This window comes from Pseudomonas sp. LTGT-11-2Z (assembly GCF_003691445.1).
GTDB classification, from domain to species: Bacteria; Pseudomonadota; Gammaproteobacteria; order Pseudomonadales; family Pseudomonadaceae; genus Aquipseudomonas; species Aquipseudomonas monteilii.
Genome location: NZ_CP033104.1, coordinates 2304846 through 2321103, shown reverse-complemented (window position 1 = coordinate 2321103; position 16258 = coordinate 2304846). Strand labels below are relative to the sequence as shown.

Annotated in this window: 9 protein-coding genes; 6 read left to right on the top strand and 3 right to left on the bottom strand. The window is 64.8% G+C overall.

Annotated elements, in window-relative coordinates:
* Nucleotides 1-3: 3 nt before the first annotated feature.
* The 5 genes from treZ (at nt 4) to glgX (ending at nt 9188) form a co-directional block, all read left to right on the top strand.
* A complete protein-coding gene (treZ, locus tag D8767_RS10700; protein WP_016711532.1) occupies nt 4-1746 on the top strand; it encodes a malto-oligosyltrehalose trehalohydrolase in 1743 nt (580 codons plus the stop codon).
* On the top strand, nt 1743-3812 hold the full coding sequence (malQ, locus tag D8767_RS10695; RefSeq protein WP_016711533.1) for a 4-alpha-glucanotransferase: 2070 nt from the start codon (nt 1743-1745) through the stop codon (nt 3810-3812). Before treZ ends, malQ begins: the two co-directional genes overlap by 4 nt.
* A complete protein-coding gene (locus D8767_RS10690; RefSeq protein WP_016711534.1) occupies nt 3809-6583 on the top strand; it encodes a malto-oligosyltrehalose synthase in 2775 nt (924 codons plus the stop codon). Before malQ ends, D8767_RS10690 begins: the two co-directional genes overlap by 4 nt.
* Before the next feature lie 17 nt (nt 6584-6600).
* On the top strand, nt 6601-6882 hold the full coding sequence (locus D8767_RS10685) for a DUF2934 domain-containing protein (RefSeq protein ID WP_371059035.1): 282 nt from the start codon (nt 6601-6603) through the stop codon (nt 6880-6882).
* A 152-nt stretch (nt 6883-7034) separates the two neighbouring features.
* Entirely contained in the window at nt 7035-9188 is a 2154-nt protein-coding gene (glgX, locus tag D8767_RS10680; protein ID WP_016711536.1) for a glycogen debranching protein GlgX, read from the top strand.
* A 31-nt stretch (nt 9189-9219) separates the two neighbouring features.
* Here glgX and D8767_RS29140 read toward each other — a convergent pair whose 3' ends face one another.
* Entirely contained in the window at nt 9220-9345 is a 126-nt protein-coding gene (locus tag D8767_RS29140) for a hypothetical protein (protein WP_256127519.1), read from the bottom strand.
* A gap of 189 nt (nt 9346-9534) precedes the next feature.
* On the opposite strand from D8767_RS29140, the gene D8767_RS10675 reads away from it, so the two are divergent.
* Nucleotides 9535-10611, top strand: a complete 1077-nt coding sequence (locus D8767_RS10675) for an autotransporter outer membrane beta-barrel domain-containing protein (RefSeq protein WP_016711537.1) — start codon at nt 9535-9537, stop codon at nt 10609-10611.
* 101 nt (nt 10612-10712) lie between these two features.
* On the opposite strand, the gene glgB is transcribed toward D8767_RS10675, so the two are convergent.
* Both glgB and treS read right to left on the bottom strand, forming a co-directional pair.
* Nucleotides 10713-12923 (bottom strand): 1,4-alpha-glucan branching protein GlgB, encoded by a 2211-nt coding sequence (glgB, locus tag D8767_RS10670; RefSeq protein WP_016711538.1) that lies wholly within the window; start codon nt 12921-12923, stop codon nt 10713-10715.
* The gene (treS, locus tag D8767_RS10665) at nt 12920-16240 is read right to left on the bottom strand and encodes a maltose alpha-D-glucosyltransferase (protein ID WP_016711539.1); all 3321 of its coding nucleotides are present in this window, start codon (nt 16238-16240) and stop codon (nt 12920-12922) included. Before treS ends, glgB begins: the two co-directional genes overlap by 4 nt.
* Nucleotides 16241-16258 lie beyond the last annotated feature (18 nt).

Below are 16258 nucleotides of genomic sequence, written 5' to 3'. Positions count from 1 at the left end.
AAGATGCACAGGCATGGCGCACACTTGCTGGACGCCACGTCGGCGCGCTTCGCCCTCTGGGCACCCGATGCGCGCAGCGTGAGCGTGGAACTGGAGCAGCAGCCGGCCATCGCGCTGCTGCCGGATGAAGATGGCTGGTACACCGGCGTTGCACCGTGTCAGGCCGGTGACCGTTACCACTACCGCATCGACGGCGAGTTGCAGGTGGCCGACCCGGCCTCGCGCTACCAGCCTGAAGGCGTACAGGGGCCGAGCCAGGTGGTGGATGTGGCCGGTTACGCCTGGCAACACCCGTGGCAAGGTCGCCCCTGGCACGAGGCAGTGATCCAGGAGCTGCATGTGGGCCTGCTCGAGGGTTACACCGGGGTTGCCCGACAGTTGCCACGCTTGGCCGAGCTGGGCATCACTGCCATTGAGCTGATGCCGCTGGGGCAGTTCCCCGGCGAGCGCAACTGGGGGTACGACGGCGTGCTGCCGTTCGCGCCACAAAACACCTACGGCCCCCCCGAGCAGCTGTGTGCACTGGTCGACCAGGCCCACGGCCTGGGGCTGATGGTGCTGGTGGACGTGGTGTACAACCACTTCGGCCCCGACGGCAATTACCTGCACCAGTACGCCAGCCCGTTCTTCCGCGAAGACCGGCAGACGCCCTGGGGCGCCGCCATCGACTTCCGCCGCCCGCAGGTGCGCGAGTACTACATCCAGAACGCCCTGATGTGGCTGTGCGATTACCGTTGCGATGGCCTGCGCCTGGATGCCGTGCATGCCATCGACCAGCCCGATTTCCTGATCGAGCTGGCGCAACGCGTGCGCGCCGCCGTGGAACCTGGCCGCCAGGTGTGGCTGGTGCTGGAGAACGAGCACAACCAGGCCGGCCTGCTTGAGCAGGGCTTCGACGCCCAGTGGAACGACGACGGCCACAATGCCCTGCATGTGCTGCTGACCGGCGAAACCGAAGGCTACTACGCCGATTACCAGCAACGCCCCATCGACCAGCTGGCGCGCTGCCTGGCCGAAGGCTTCGTGTTCCAGGGCCAGGCCAACCGCCATGGCACGCCACGCGGTGAACCCAGCGGGCACCTGGCGCCCAGTGCCTTTGTGTTGTTCCTGCAGAACCACGACCAGGTCGGCAACCGCGCCTTGGGCGAACGCCTGACCCGCCTGTGCCCGCCGCCGGCCTTGCGGGCGGCCACTGGCCTGCTGCTGTTGGCACCGATGATCCCGCTGCTGTTCATGGGCGATGACGATGGCAGCTGCCGGCCGTTCCTGTTTTTCACCGACTTTCATGATCAGCTGGCTGACGCCGTGCGCGAAGGCCGGCGCGGCGAATTCGCTCACTTCAACGCGTTCGCCGACCCCGAGCAACGCGCACGCATTCCCGACCCCAACGCCGAACAGACCTTCGAAGCGTCACGCCCGCAAAACAAGGAAGTGATCGCCGGCTGGCACGACCTGTACCAGCAACTGCTCGACCTGCGCCACCGCCATGTCATCCCGCACCTGCCCGGTAGCCGTTCACTGGGCACCGAGGTGCACGGCGAAAAGGCGCTGACCGCACGCTGGCGCCTGGGCGATGGCAACACCCTGCGTATCGACCTGAACCTGGGCGACACACCGCAGTCCATCGAATTACCCGCAGCGTCCACTCGGCTGTTCGACAGCAGCGACACCCGACACCCCGATAGCCAACTGGCGGCCTACAGCTGTGTGGTCAGCCTGCTTCCCCCTGATCTGGAGCGTCCATGAGCGAAACCGCCCTGCACCGCTTGGCAAACCGCGTCGGGCTGAGCCGCGACTGGGTCGACGCCAACGCCCGGCCCCAGCGCGTCAGTGATGAAGTGCTGCGCAATATTCTGGAAGGCCTGGGCCACCCCGCCGCCGATGACACCGCCATTGCCGCCAGCCTGCGCGCTGTGGAGGCAGCGGAAGACAGCGAGCACCTGCCACCACTGCTGACCGCCGACCTTGGCCAGCCACTGGCGCTGGCACGCTACTTCAGTGCTGCCAGCGTCGCGCACTGCACGCTTGAAGACCACGCCTCGCTTACCCTCAGCCTCGACGATCAGGCACGCCTGCCCGGTGAGCTACCCATCGGCTACCACCACGTGGAAATCGACAGCCGCCGCTTCACCGTGGCCGTGGCACCGCCGCGCTGTCACAGCCTGGAAGACAAGGTGCCGCAACCCCCGCCGCGCTGCTGGGGCCTGGCCGTGCAGCTGTACAGCCTGCGCCGCCCCGGCGACGGCGGCTACGGCGATTGCCTGGCCCTGGAGCAGCTGGCCCGTTCCGCTGCCGAACGCGGCGCCGATGCCTTGGCCATCAGCCCGATCCACGCCCTGTCGGCCATCGACCAGGAGCACTACAGCCCCTACTCGCCCTCCAGCCGCCTGCTGCTCAACACCCTGTACGCCAGCCCCGCTGCGCTGCTGGGTGAACGGGAGGTGCGCATGGCCATCGAAGCCTGCGGCCTGGAGCAGCAACTGGAAGAGCTGGAACAACGCTCACTGGTCGATTGGCCACGCGCCGCCAGCGCCCGACTGCGCCTGCTCGAAGCACTGTACCAAGGCTTTAGCCAGGGCAACCATCCACTGCGCGCGGATTTCGACAGCTTCCGCGAAGCCGGCGGCCAGGCGCTTGAGCACCACTGCCGCTTCGAGGTACTGCAAGCGCAAGCCGTGGAGCATGGCCTGGGCGCCGACTGGCGCAACTGGCCCAAGGCCTGGCACGACCCTTACCACCCTGAAGTGGAAGCCTTTGCCAACGCCTACCCGGCCAAGGTCGAGTTCCATGCCTTTTGCCAATGGCTAACCGAACGGGGCCTGCAGCGAGCGCAGGAAGCCGCCCGCAGCAACGGCATGAGCGTTGGCCTGATCGCCGACCTGGCCGTGGGTGCCGACGGCGCCGGCAGCCAGGCCTGGAGCCGCCAGGATGAATTGCTGGCAGGCCTGAAGGTGGGCGCGCCGCCGGACATCCTCAACCGTGCCGGGCAGGACTGGGGCATCTGCGCGTTCTCGCCTGAAGGGCTCAAGCGCAATGGCTACCGCGCCTTCATAGAAATGCTGCGCGCCAACCTCGCCCACGCGGGCGGCCTGCGCATTGACCATGTGATGGGCCTTCGCCGGCTGTGGTTGATCCCGCAAGGGGCAAAACCCAGCGAAGGCGCCTACCTCAACTACCCGCTGGACGACCTGCTGCGTCTGCTAGCGCTGGAGTCGGTGCGCCATCAGGCGATCATTCTCGGCGAAGACCTGGGTACAGTGCCCGATGGCCTGCGCGAAACCCTGGCAGAGAAAGCCGTGCTGGGCATGCGCGTGCTGCCCTTCGAGCAAACCCAGCCCGGCCAGTTCAAGCCGATTCTTGACTGGCCGGAAAACGCGCTGGCCACCACCGGCACACACGACCTGGCGCCCCTGGCCGGCTGGCTGGAAAACCGCGACATCGACTGGAGCCACCGCTTGCAGCTGATCGATGCCGCCACCGAATTGCACTGGCGCCATGACCGCCAGAAAGAGCACGACGGCCTGCGCCGCACCCTGGAAGCCAACTACGGTGCGCTGAAGGACAACGAAGCGTTGATCGATGCCGCCATCCGCTACGTCGGCCATACCCGCGCACCACTGGTGCTGGTGCCTTTGGAAGACCTCCTCGGTTGTGACGAGCAGCCCAACCTGCCGGGCACCACCGCCGGGCACCCCAACTGGCGCCGGCGCTTCGCCTTGCCAGTGCGCGATCTGCTCGATGACGAAGATGCCGCACGACGCCTGGAACTGCTGGCCCAGGCCCGCGAACAGGCCTGGGAGCGTGACCGATGAAGCCGCTGACCGCGACCCTGCGCCTGCAATTTCACAGCGACTTCACCCTTGACCATGCCGTGCCGCTGGTGCCGTACTTCGCCCAGTTGGGCATCAGCCACCTGTATGCATCGCCCATCCTCAAAGCCCGTGCTGGCTCGCGCCATGGCTACGACGTGGTCGACCCGACCTGCGTCAACCCCGAGCTGGGTGGCGAGGCGGCACTGGAGCGGCTGGTCGCCGCGCTGCGCCAGCATGGCATGGGGCTGATCCTCGACACGGTGTCCAACCACATGGCTGTGGGCGGCGCCGACAACCCCTGGTGGCAGAGCGTGCTGGCCTGGGGCCGGCGCAGCCCGTATGCAGAATTCTTCGACATCCAGTGGCATTCCAGCGACCCGCTGCTGGCCGGGCAACTGCTGCTGCCGTTCCTGGGCAGCGACTATGGCGTGGCCTTGAAGCATGGCGAGATACCGCTGGAATTCGACAAGCATCACGGCCTGCTGCAAGTGGCGCATTACGAGCACCGCTTCCCGATCTGCCCGGTCGACTATGGCTGGATCCTGGCGCTCAGCCCGGAGCCGGCCCTGAAAGCCCTGGCCGAGCACTTCACCGCCTTGAGCGACTCGGTCACGCCGCTTGCCGATGCCCTCCCGCTGCAAACTGAGCTGGCCCGCCTGGCCCGCGAGGGCGCCGACCTCGATTCGGCCCTGCTGGCGTTCGACAGCCGCAGCGAGGCCGGTTTCAAGCGCCTGCACCTGCTGCTGGAGCGCCAGACCTACCGCCTGGCCAGCTGGCGCACCGCCGCCGACGACATCAACTGGCGGCGCTTTTTCGACATCAACGAGCTGGGCGGGCTGCGGGTGGAGCGCGCGGCGGTGTTCGAGGCCACCCACGCCAAGCTGTTCGAACTGATCGAACGCGGCCTGGTGGACGGCCTGCGCATCGACCATATCGACGGCCTTGCCGACCCACGTGGCTACTGCCGCAAGCTGCGCCGGCGCGTCGATGGCCTGTTGGCACGCCGGCCTTTGCAGGCTGCCCTGGAGCACTTCCCGATCTACGTGGAGAAAATCCTCGGCGCCAACGAACACCTGCACCGCGACTGGCTCACCGACGGCACCACCGGCTACGAGTTCATGAACCAGGTCTCGCTGCTGCAACACGACCCGACCGGCGAAATGCCGCTGACGGAACTGTGGGCCAACGTCACCGAGCGCCCGGACTTCCCTGAAGAAGTGCGTCAGGCGCGCCACCTGGTGCTCAACGCCAGCCTGGCCGGGGACTGCGAATCGGTGGCCCAAGCGCTATTGCAGGTTGCCCGCAACGACCTGATGACCCGCGACCTGACCCTGGGTGCGATTCGCCGGGCCTTGCAGGCACTGGTGGCGCATTACCCGGTGTACCGCACCTACTTCAACGCCTGTGGGCGCCCGGCTGAAGACGAAGGGTTTTTCCAGCAAGCGTTGGCCAATGCCCGGCAGGACCTGGGCGAAGCCGACTGGCCGCTGCTGGAGCAGCTTGAGCAATGGCTGGGCGGGCAAGGCTGGCGGCACCTGCCACCGGGCCGCGTCCGCAAGCAGTTGCGTCACGCCTGCGTGCGTTTCCAGCAGTTGACCGCTCCCAGTGCCGCCAAGGCCGTGGAGGACACTGCCTTCTACCGCAGTGCCCGGCTGCTGTCGCGCAACGACGTAGGCTTCGAGGCCGAACGTTTCAGCGCCCCGCCCATCCACTTCCACTACGAAGCCCAGCGGCGCCTGCGCGACTTCCCCGATAACCTGCTGACCACCGCCACGCACGACCACAAGCGCGGCGAAGACACCCGCGCACGCCTGGCCGTGCTCAGCGAGCGTGGCCCGTGGCTGGCCAGCCGGGTAGAACATTGGCGCGAGCTGGCCGAACCGCTACGTACGCAGCTGGAAGATGGTCAGGCCCCCAGCCCCGGCGACGAACTGATGTTGCTGCAAACCCTGCTCGGCAGCTGGCCGCTGGACCTCGACCTCCACGATGGCAATGCCCTGCGCCAGTATGCGGAGCGCATTCGCCAGTGGCAGCAGAAAGCCCTGCGCGAAGCCAAGTTGCGCAGCAGCTGGAGCGCCCCGAACGAAGGCTACGAAAGTGCCTGTGCCCGCTACATCGACAGCCTGTTGCTGGACAACGAGAACCAGCAACTGCGCAAATCCGTGGCCGATGCCGCGCAACTGCTGGCCTGCCCCGGCGCCCTCAATGGCCTGGTGCAGGCCTTGCTACGCATGACCACGCCCGGCGTACCCGACCTGTACCAGGGCAACGAATACTGGGACTTCAGCCTGGTCGATCCGGACAACCGCCGCGCCGTGGACTACGCTTGCAGGCGGGCCACTCTGGACGATGCAACGCCCACCACCGAGCTGCTGGCACACTGGCGCGACGGCCGCATCAAGCAGGCCTTGATCGCCCGGCTGCTGGACTTCCGCCAGGCCCATGCCGACCTGTTCCGTCGCGGCGCCTACCTTCCGCTGACGGTGCAAGGCCGGCATGCAGACCATGTGATCGCCTTTGCCCGCCTGGGTGAAGGCGAACGCGCCATCGTCGTCGCCCCACGCCTGGCCAGTGGCCTGCTGGGCGGCGCTGCAACCCCGTTGATCCCGGCGCAGAACTGGGACGACACCCGGCTGGTACTACCGTTTGCCTTGTCGCCTGCCAACTCGACGGGACTTTTCCCCTGTGCGGCGGTCAGCCCTTCTAGGGAGCTGATGTTGAGCGCTGTGCTGGCAGAGTTTCCGGTCAACCTGTTGATACAACAATCTTGAGCATCAGGAGCGTCATGATGAGTGTCGATGAAAAACGTATTCGCGAATTCGCCTACCAGATCTGGGAGTCCGAGGGTAAGCCTGTAGGCGAGGAAGAGCGCCACTGGGACATGGCCCGCAAGCTAGCCGAGGCTGAGGCACTGGCACCGAAGGCGGAGCCGCGCAAGCGGGCGCCGGCCAAGCCCAAGGTAGCAGCTGAGCCCAAAGCGCCTGCCGACCCCAAGGTAGCTGCCCTTCCGGGCGTCAAACCCGCTGCGGCGAAAAAGCCCCGGGCGGCGAAAAAACCGGCTGCCGGTTAAGCCTGCACCGGCCTCTTCGCGGGCTCGCCCGCTCCCACACGTACAGCATCAACCTCCAGCGCTGTGGAGGTACTGTGGGAGCGGGCAAGCCCGCGAAGAGGCCGGTGCAGGACTAAACAATTCCCCTTCCACCAAGGCCCCTGAGGATTGCCATGAGCCCTCGCACCCCAAAGAAAACCCGCTCAGTTGCCCCATCGCGCATCCGCGAAGGCCTGCCCTTCCCCCTTGGCGCCACCTGGGATGGCCTTGGGGTGAATTTCGCCCTGTTCTCGGCCAACGCCACCAAGGTCGAGCTGTGCCTGTTCGACTCCACCGGCGAACAGGAAATCGAGCGCATCGAACTGCCCGAGTACACTGACGAGATCTACCACGGCTACTTGCCCGACGCTCACCCCGGGCTTGTGTATGGCTACCGGGTATACGGCCCCTACGAGCCAGAGAACGGCCACCGCTTCAACCCCAACAAACTGCTGATCGACCCCTACGCCAAGCAGCTGGTCGGCAGCCTGAAATGGTCCGAGGCGCTGTTCGGCTACACCATCGGCCACCCCGACGGCGACCTGTCGTTCGACGAACGCGACAGCGCGCCCTTCGTGCCCAAATGCAAGGTGATCGACCCCGCGTTCACCTGGGGCCGCGACCAGCGCGTGCTCATCCCCTGGGAACGCACCATCATCTACGAAGCGCACACCCGCGGCATCAGCATGCGCCACCCGGCCGTACCGGAAGAACTACGTGGCACCTTTGCTGGCCTGGCCAATGACGAGTTGCTCAAGCACATCAAGGAACTGGGCGTTTCCAGCATCGAGTTGCTGCCAATCCACGCCTTCGTCAACGACCAGCACCTGCTGGACAAAGGCCTGAACAACTACTGGGGCTACAACAGCATCGCCTTCTTCGCCCCCCACCCGCGCTACCTGGCCAGCGGCAAGATCGCCGAGTTCAAGGAAATGGTCGCGCACCTGCACGACGCCGGGCTGGAGGTGATTCTGGACGTGGTCTACAACCACACCGCCGAAGGTAACGAGCGTGGCCCCACCCTGTCGATGCGCGGCATCGACAACGCCTCGTACTACCGCCTGATGCCGGACGACAAGCGCTACTACATCAACGATTCCGGCACCGGCAACACCCTGGACCTGAGCCACCCCTGCGTGCTGCAACTGGTCACCGACTCGCTGCGCTACTGGGCCGGCGAAATGCATGTGGATGGCTTTCGCTTCGACTTGGCAACCATCCTGGGCCGTTACCGCGAAGGGTACAGCGAGCGCCACGGTTTCCTCGTTGCCTGCCGACAAGACCCGATGCTGAGCCAGGTCAAGCTGATTGCCGAACCCTGGGACTGCGGCCCCGGCGGCTATCAGGTCGGCAATTTCGCTCCGGGCTGGGCCGAATGGAACGACCGCTTCCGCGACACCGTGCGGGCGTTCTGGAAAGGCGACGAAGGCCAGCTGGCCGACTTTGCCTCGCGCATGACCGCCTCGGGCGATATGTTCAACAACCGTGGCCGGCGCCCGTATGCCTCGGTCAACTTCGTCACCGCCCACGATGGCTTCACCCTGCGCGACCTGGTGTCTTACAACCACAAGCACAACGAAGACAACGACGAGAACAATCAGGACGGCACCGACAACAACCTGTCGTGGAACTGCGGCGTGGAAGGGCCGACCGACGACCCGGGCATCAATGCCTTGCGCATGCGCCAGATGCGCAACTACTTCGCCACCTTGCTGCTGGCCCAAGGCACGCCGATGATCGTTGCCGGCGACGAGTTCAGCCGTACCCAGCACGGCAACAACAATGCCTACTGCCAGGACAGCGAGATCGGCTGGGTGAACTGGGACCTGGACCAGGACGGCGAGGAGCTGCTGGCCTTCGTCAAACGCCTCACCCGTCTGCGCCTGGCCTACCCGGTGCTGCGCCGCTCGCGCTTTCTGGTGGGGGACTACAATGAGGCCATCGGTGTCAAGGACGTGACTTGGCTGGCACCCGATGGCAGCGAAATGAGCGTGGAGCAATGGGAAGATCCGCACGGGCGTTGCCTGGGCATGCTCATCGACGGTCGTGCGCAGGTCAGTGGTATTGCCCGGCCGGGTGCCGAGGCCACCGTATTGCTGATCTTCAATGCTCACCATGACATCGTGCCGTTCAAGTTACCGGCTGTGCCAGAAGGCGAGTACTGGAGCTGCCTGGTCGATACCGACCGGCCGGAGCTGCGCAAGGGGCAGCACTTGCAGTTCGACAGCACGTTCGAGGTCAAAGGGCGGTCGATGCTGCTGATGGTGTTGCAGCACGAGGAAGACTGAATCACCTGGCAGTGCAGGTGAGCGCTAGCAATCATTCTTCATAGCCGGGGCGCGGCAAATAGCTAACCCGGCTATGCCCTACTTCTTTGCTCAAAAAATCAAGGGCTTGAGCCCAACCACGAAGCGTGAACAGTTCTTTCACGCTTTCTTGACGCAAGCGGCGTCGTCTCCTTAGCTGAAGATTATCTAGCAGTAAAGATCTCGCGCCGGGCCTCTAGCTCGCGCCTTTGTGCGCGCTTGCGAAGGCTGGCGTGCTGGTTTGGGTCGCCCCCTGTTTTTGCCGTACAGCTCGTGACAACAGACCAGGTCCTCGGGCTGTAACTCACAAAAACAAAGGAGATCCGCCATGAAATGCACCTCGAACCCCTTGCGCTTCGACAGCATTTTCTACGCGGTTTCCACGTCGCTGCTTCTGGCAACCCCGGTGGAAACGTTCGCGTACGAATTGCAGGGTGACCCCACCTCGCCCGGCTTTTTGCAGCAGGCTGCGGTGCCGCAGCTGTCGCTTGACCCGGTCAGCGCCAGTGGCCTGAGCATCGGCACGCTGAATGCCTTTTCACAGAAGATGAGCGAACGCCACGGGCAGGCGGCACCGGACCTGGTTGCCAGCCAGTGGGCGCAGTTTTTCCCGACCACCTCGCGCAACGGCGCACAACCCCCGGAGCAGCTTGAGGCACCCAGCCAGCAACTGATGATAGGCCCGGACCTGTTCGTGCGTGAAACGGCTGCGGGTAATGTGCATCGCGCAGGGATTTTCGTGGGGCACAACAACCTGCAAAGCAGCTTCAACGGCATGCGCCCACTGTTGGGCGACAAGCAGCGCAATGCGGTGAACCTAAGCGGGGAAAGCCTGGGCGTTTACTGGAGCATGACCCATGAACAGGGCTGGCACCTGGACGCCGTGGCCATGGGCTCGCGCATCGATGTGCTGGGACGTGGCGAGAACGGCCAGCGCGTGGACGACAACGGCCACGCGATGACCTTTTCGGTGGAAGGTGGTTACCCGATTCGCCTGGGTGGCAACTGGGTGATCGAACCCCAGGCACAGTTGATCAACCAACAGTTCTTCCCCGGGAACCAGGTGCAGGAAGAAACCCTGCAGGCCTTTGACAGCCAGCCGAGCTGGAGTGGCCGGGTGGGTGCGAAATTGTCCGGGCGCTACGAAGTGCGCGGCATGCCGATTGAACCCTATGTGCGGACCAACGTGTGGTATGACTTCAGCAATGCCGACGAGGTGAAGCTGGACCAGGTCGACAAGATCTCCAGCTCGCGCTACTCGACCACGGTGGAATTGGGGTTGGGGTTGGTGGCGCGGGTGACGCCTTCGGTGGCCTTGTTTGTGAGCGCAGATTACAGCAGTGACGTGGATGACAATGATTTGAATGGGCTGATTGGTAGCCTTGGGGTGAGGATGCGGTGGTAGAGGCAGGCCCGGCCTCATCGCGATTAAGCTCGCGCCTACAGGGGGTGTGCGATACCTGTAGGAGCGAGCTTGCTCGCGATGAGACCGGGACAGCCAGCCAACTAGATGGGCTTGAGCACCAATACCCCAAGCGGAGGCAAGTTCAACGCCAGCGACAGCGGCTGCCCATGGCTGGCCACTGCCTCACTGGCCACCGCGCCCAGGTTACCCACATTGGAACCTGCGTAAAGCTCGGCATCACTGTTCAACAACTCCTGCCAACGCTCACCAAACGGCACGCCAATCCGATACCCCTCACGCGGCACCGGGGTGAAGTTGGCCACCACCAGCACCGGCTCGCCACTGCTGCTCCAGCGCAGCCAGGCGTACACGCTGTTCTGCGCATCATCACCGATCAACCACTGGAAGCCCTGCGGCTGACAGTCCTGCTCATGCAGTGCGGGCACCTCGCGGTACAGCCGGTTGAGATCGCTTACCAGCCGCTGCACACCTTGGTGCTCGGGGTACTGCAACAGGTACCAGTCCAGTTCGCTGTCATGGTCCCACTCACGCCACTGGCCGAACTCGCAGCCCATGAACAGCAGCTTCTTGCCCGGGTGCGCCCACATGAAGGTGAGGTAGGCACGCAGGTTGGCGAACTTCTGCCAGCGGTCGCCGGGCATCTTGTCGATCAGCGAATGCTTGCCATGCACCACTTCGTCGTGGGAGATGGGCAGGATGAAGTGCTCGGAGTAGGCATAGATCAGCCCGAAGCTCATCTCGTTGTGGTGGTAGGTGCGGTGCACCGGGTCGTTCTGGATGTAATGCAGGGTGTCGTGCATCCAGCCCATGTTCCACTTGTAGGCAAAGCCCAGCCCGCCTTGCTGGGTCGGCTGGCTGACACCAGGCCAGGCGGTGGATTCCTCGGCGATGATGAGCGCGCCCGGGGCCTCGTGGGCGGCCACGCCGTTGAGGTGACGGATGAAGTCGATGGCTTCCAGGTTCTCGCGCCCGCCGTAGCGGTTGGGCACCCACTCGCCGGCCTTGCGCGAGTAGTCGCGGTACAGCATGGAAGCCACCGCATCGACCCGCAAGCCGTCGATGTGGAAGTGCTTCAACCAGTGCAGGGCCGAGGCCATCATGAAGCCGCGCACTTCGTTGCGGCCCAGGTTGTAGATCAGGGTGTTCCAGTCCTGGTGGTAGCCTTCCAGGGGGTTGTCGTATTCGTACAGGGCGGTGCCGTCGAAGCGCGCCAGGCCGTGTTCATCGGTGGGGAAATGCGCGGGCACCCAGTCCAGCAGCACGCCAATGCCGCCTTGGTGGCAGGCATCGACGAAGGCGGCGAAGTCCTCGGCACTGCCGTAGCGAGAAGTAGGCGCGAACATCGACAGCGGCTGGTAGCCCCAGGAGCCGCCGAACGGATGCTCCATGATCGGCAGCAGTTCGATGTGGGTGAAGCCCAGTTGCTGTACGTAAGGCACCAGGCGCTCGGCCAGTTCGCGCCAGTTGTAATAGCGCCCGACTTCGCCCGCTTCATCCAGCTCGCAGCGCCACGACCCAGGGTGCAGCTCGTAGATCGACAGCGGCGCGTTGTAGGTATGGCGCTGCGCGCGCTGTGCCATCCAGTCGTGGTCCTGCCAGTCGTGGCTCAGCGCATGGGCGACCTTGGACGCGGTGCTCGGCGGCAATTCGGTGGCGCGGGCCAGCGGGTCGGCCTTCAGCGGCAGAATCCCCTCCTTGCCCAGCACCTCGAACTTGTAGGTTTCGCCCACGCCCAGGCGCGGCACGAACAGCTCCCACACCCCGGCGCTGTGGCGCAGGCGCATGGGGTGGCGGCGGCCGTCCCAATTGTTGAAATCACCGACGACCGACACCCTGCGGGCATTGGGCGCCCACACCGAGAAGCACACGCCGTCGATGCCTTCGACCTGGATCGGCTGGGCGCCGAAACGCCCGGACAAATCGCGATGGTTGCCCTCGGCGAACAGGTACAGGTCCATGTCGCCAAGCTGTGGGCCAAAGCTGTAAGGGTCTTCAGTCACCTGCTCGCCGCCGGCCCAGCCGATGTGCAACAGGTAGGGCTGTGCCTCATCAAGGTGCGCGCTGAACAACCCGGGCAGGCTACCCTGCTCCATTTCAGCGAGGATGCGCCCGTCATGCCGCGCCAGGATGCGCACATTCAGGGCATTGGGCAGAAAGGCGCGAACCACCTGCCCGCCCGCACCGTCACCATGGGGGCCGAGTACCGCAAATGGATCGGCGTGTTCGGCGCGGGCCAGGGCGTCGAGGTCCCGTTGCCGAAGGCCACCGTTTTCACGCGTTGTAACGTTCATTCTGACTCTCCCCAGGTACTGATCAGTCCATGCAGGCCATGCAAAGGCACGGCCAGCCAGCTTGGACGGTTCTCGGCTTCGTATGTAATTTCGTAGGCAGCTTTTTCCAGGCAGAACAGTTCCAGTGCGGCGCGCTCGCCCTGGGCCTGTTGCCAGGCATGGGGCATGGCGGCGGTGGCCAGGCCGTAGGCTTCGACGAAGGCGTGGCGCGACTGATGCAGGTACTGCCGGGCAACCCGCTGACGCGCCTGGCGCGCCGGGCCGGAAAGGTCGACCGCAGACGCGCTGCGCAAGATCATGGCAGCAGCATAGTCGAAGGATCGCAGCACGCCGCTCACATCCTTGTACGGGCTGTGTTTTGCCCGTCGCGCCTCCAGCGGCCGGGCCGGTTCGCCTTCGAAATCGATCAGGTAGGCATCGCCCTGCACCACCAGCACCTGGCCCAGGTGCAGGTCGCCGTGCACGCGCATCAGCAGGCCACCCTGGGCCTGCACGGCCAGCTGGCTAATGTGTTCGGCAAGGCCGTCGCGTTGTTGCTGCAGGTCGTCGACCAAGGCCTGGCTGTCGCTGTCAAGGTTGTCGCGGTGCTGGGCCAGCAAGTCGAGGGCACGGGTCAGTTCGGCGCTGATCTGCGTGGCCCAGTGCTGGCTGTCGCTGGCATCGCTGGGGCGCGGGCGGAACGCCTCATCGTCAGTGGGTGCCGCCAACAGCAGGTGCATTTCACCTAGGCGCTGGCCAAGCAAGGCCGCGAAACCGCTGAGTTCGGCCAGCGCGTCGGTGTGCGGCTCGGCATCATTGGCGGTGGGCTCCATCTGGTCGCGGATCGCCCGCTCCAGGGTGTTCTGGGTCCAGGCCCAGGCATCGCCCTGGTTGTTCAGGTAGCCCTGGGCAATCATCAGCAAATGGGGCGCATGTTGTTCGTCCACCCGGCTGACCCAGGCCAGCAACGGCGAGATATTGGCAAAGCCGGCAGCGGTGAGGTAGGCACTCATTTCCAGTTCGGGGTGGATACCCGGGTTGACCCGGCGGATCAGCTTGAGCACCACCCGGTCGCCGATCACCACCGAGCTGTTGGACTGTTCGGCGCTGAGGTAGCGCACTGCACTTTCGTCGTTCAACGCCAGGCCTGCCAACGGCTCCGTGCTTTCGAAACGCAGCTCACCCTCGCCGTTGCCACACGGCAGGCGCATGCCCTCCTGGCAGGCGCGCAGCACGGCGCGGATGAAGGGTTCGAGGACGAAGGCATCGGTGATCAGGCCGACCTGATGGGCGCGGCGCACCCGCGACAGGGCCAGTTGCTGCGGCAGCGCGGTGTTGATGTCCTCTTCGCGCAACAGGCCGAACGGCAGCTGATACCGATTGGCCGTGCCGTCGCCGAGCACTTCGATTTCGCTGAGCAGAACTGGCGTGGTGGCGGTGCCGAAGCGTACGCCATAGCACAGCCTGACTGCGTCGATTGGCCCTTCCTTGCCGGCGAACCAGCGCCGTTTTGGCAAGTATTGCGGCAGGATGCTGTTTTGAAGGGTGTCGCTTGACGGAGCTTCCAGCAATTCTTCCATGCGTTTGCGCAGCACTAGCGTAGTCAATTCGGGTAACCCCTCAGTGGCCTGGACGTGCCAGCTGGGCATGCGGTCGTGCGAAGCCAGCAGGAACCAGTAGAAGGCATAGGGTGGCAAGGTGAGCAGGAACGGCAACTGGCCAATCGGCGGGAAGGCGCTACCGCCGAGCATCTCCACCGGCACTTTGTCGGCGTAGTGTGACAATTCCAGTTCGGCGGCCTGGGCGGCACGGGAAACGTTGGCCACGCACAGGATCACCTCGGTATTGCCATCGGCATCGGTGTGCTCGCGGATATAGGCGAGGATACGCCGGTTGCTGGGCGTGAGCGTGCGCAAGCTGCCACGACCAAAGGCCTTCTGCTGCTTGCGCACCGCCAGCATGCGCCGCGTCCAGTTCAACAGCGAATGCGGGTCGTGGCTCTGGGCTTCGACGTTGACGGTCTGGTAGCCGTACAGCGGGTCCATGATCGGCGGCAACACCAGGCGCTGCGGGTCGGCGCGCGAAAAGCCGCCGTTGCGGTCTGGCGACCACTGCATGGGCGTGCGCACGCCATCGCGATCACCCAGGTAGATGTTGTCACCCATGCCCAGTTCGTCGCCGTAGTACAAGGTCGGCGTCCCGGGCATCGACAGCAGCAAGCTGGTGAGTAGCTCGATACGCCGGCGGTCACGCTGCAGCAGTGGCGCCAGGCGCCGGCGGATGCCTAAGTTGATGCGGGCGCGGCGGTCTTCGGCGTAGTAGTTCCACAGGTAGTCGCGCTCGCGGTCGGTGACCATTTCCAGGGTCAGCTCATCGTGGTTGCGCAGGAAGATCGCCCATTGGCAGTTGGCGGGGATTTCCGGCGTCTGGCGCAGGATGTCGGTGATCGGAAAACGATCTTCCATGGCCAGGGCCATGTACATGCGCGGCATCAGCGGGAAATGGAAGGCCATATGGCACTCGTCGCCTTCGCCTTCGCCGAAGTACGGGCGGGTGTCCTCGGGCCACTGGTTGGCCTCGGCCAGCAGCATGCGGTCGGGGTAGTTGGCGTCGATTTCGGCGCGGATGGCCTTCAGGACATCGTGGGTTTCGGCGAGGTTTTCGTTGTTGGTGCCATCACGTTCGATCAAGTAGGGGATGGCATCCAGGCGCAGGCCGTCGACGCCCAGATCGAGCCAGAAACGCATAACGCCGATCACCGCCTTGAGCACTTGGGGATTGTCGAAATTGAGGTCGGGCTGGTGCGAATAGAAGCGGTGCCAGAAGTACTGGCCGGCGACCGGGTCCCAGGTCCAGTTGGACTTTTCAGTGTCGAGAAAGATGATGCGCGTGCCGTCGTACTTCTGGTCATCGTCCGACCACACGTAGAAGTCCCTTGCCTTGCTGCCGCGCTTGGCATGGCGGGCACGCTGGAACCACGGGTGCTGGTCGCTGGTGTGGTTGATGACCAGTTCGGTGATCACCCGCAGGCCGCGCTTGTGGGCCTCGGCGATGAAACGGCGGGCGTCTGCCAGGCTGCCGTAATCAGGGTGCACGGCCTTGTATTCGGCGATGTCGTAGCCGTCATCGCGCCGTGGCGAGGGGTAGAACGGCAGCAGCCACAGGGTGTTGACGCCCAGCTCGGCGATGTAGTCGAGCTTGCTGATCAGGCCGGCGAAGTCGCCGATGCCGTCGTTGTTCGAATCGAAGAACGACTTGATGTGCAGCTGGTAGATGACGGCGTCCTTGTACCACAGCGGGTCGTCGATGAAGGCTGCCGGGCGGGAACGCTTGGCCATGGGTGACTCCTTTCTATC

Bases quoted from the DNA above. Each gene is read 5' to 3' on its own strand.
- treZ (WP_016711532.1), top strand. From the start codon at position 4: ATGCACAGGCATGGCGCACACTTGCTGGACGCCACGTCGGCGCGCTTC.
- D8767_RS10685 (WP_371059035.1), top strand. From the start codon at position 6,601: ATGAGTGTCGATGAAAAACGTATTCGCGAATTCGCCTACCAGATCTGG.
- D8767_RS10690 (WP_016711534.1), top strand. From the start codon at position 3,809: ATGAAGCCGCTGACCGCGACCCTGCGCCTGCAATTTCACAGCGACTTC.
- glgB (WP_016711538.1), bottom strand. From the start codon at position 12,923: ATGAACGTTACAACGCGTGAAAACGGTGGCCTTCGGCAACGGGACCTC.
- treS (WP_016711539.1), bottom strand. From the start codon at position 16,240: ATGGCCAAGCGTTCCCGCCCGGCAGCCTTCATCGACGACCCGCTGTGG.
- malQ (WP_016711533.1), top strand. From the start codon at position 1,743: ATGAGCGAAACCGCCCTGCACCGCTTGGCAAACCGCGTCGGGCTGAGC.
- D8767_RS10675 (WP_016711537.1), top strand. From the start codon at position 9,535: ATGAAATGCACCTCGAACCCCTTGCGCTTCGACAGCATTTTCTACGCG.
- glgX (WP_016711536.1), top strand. From the start codon at position 7,035: ATGAGCCCTCGCACCCCAAAGAAAACCCGCTCAGTTGCCCCATCGCGC.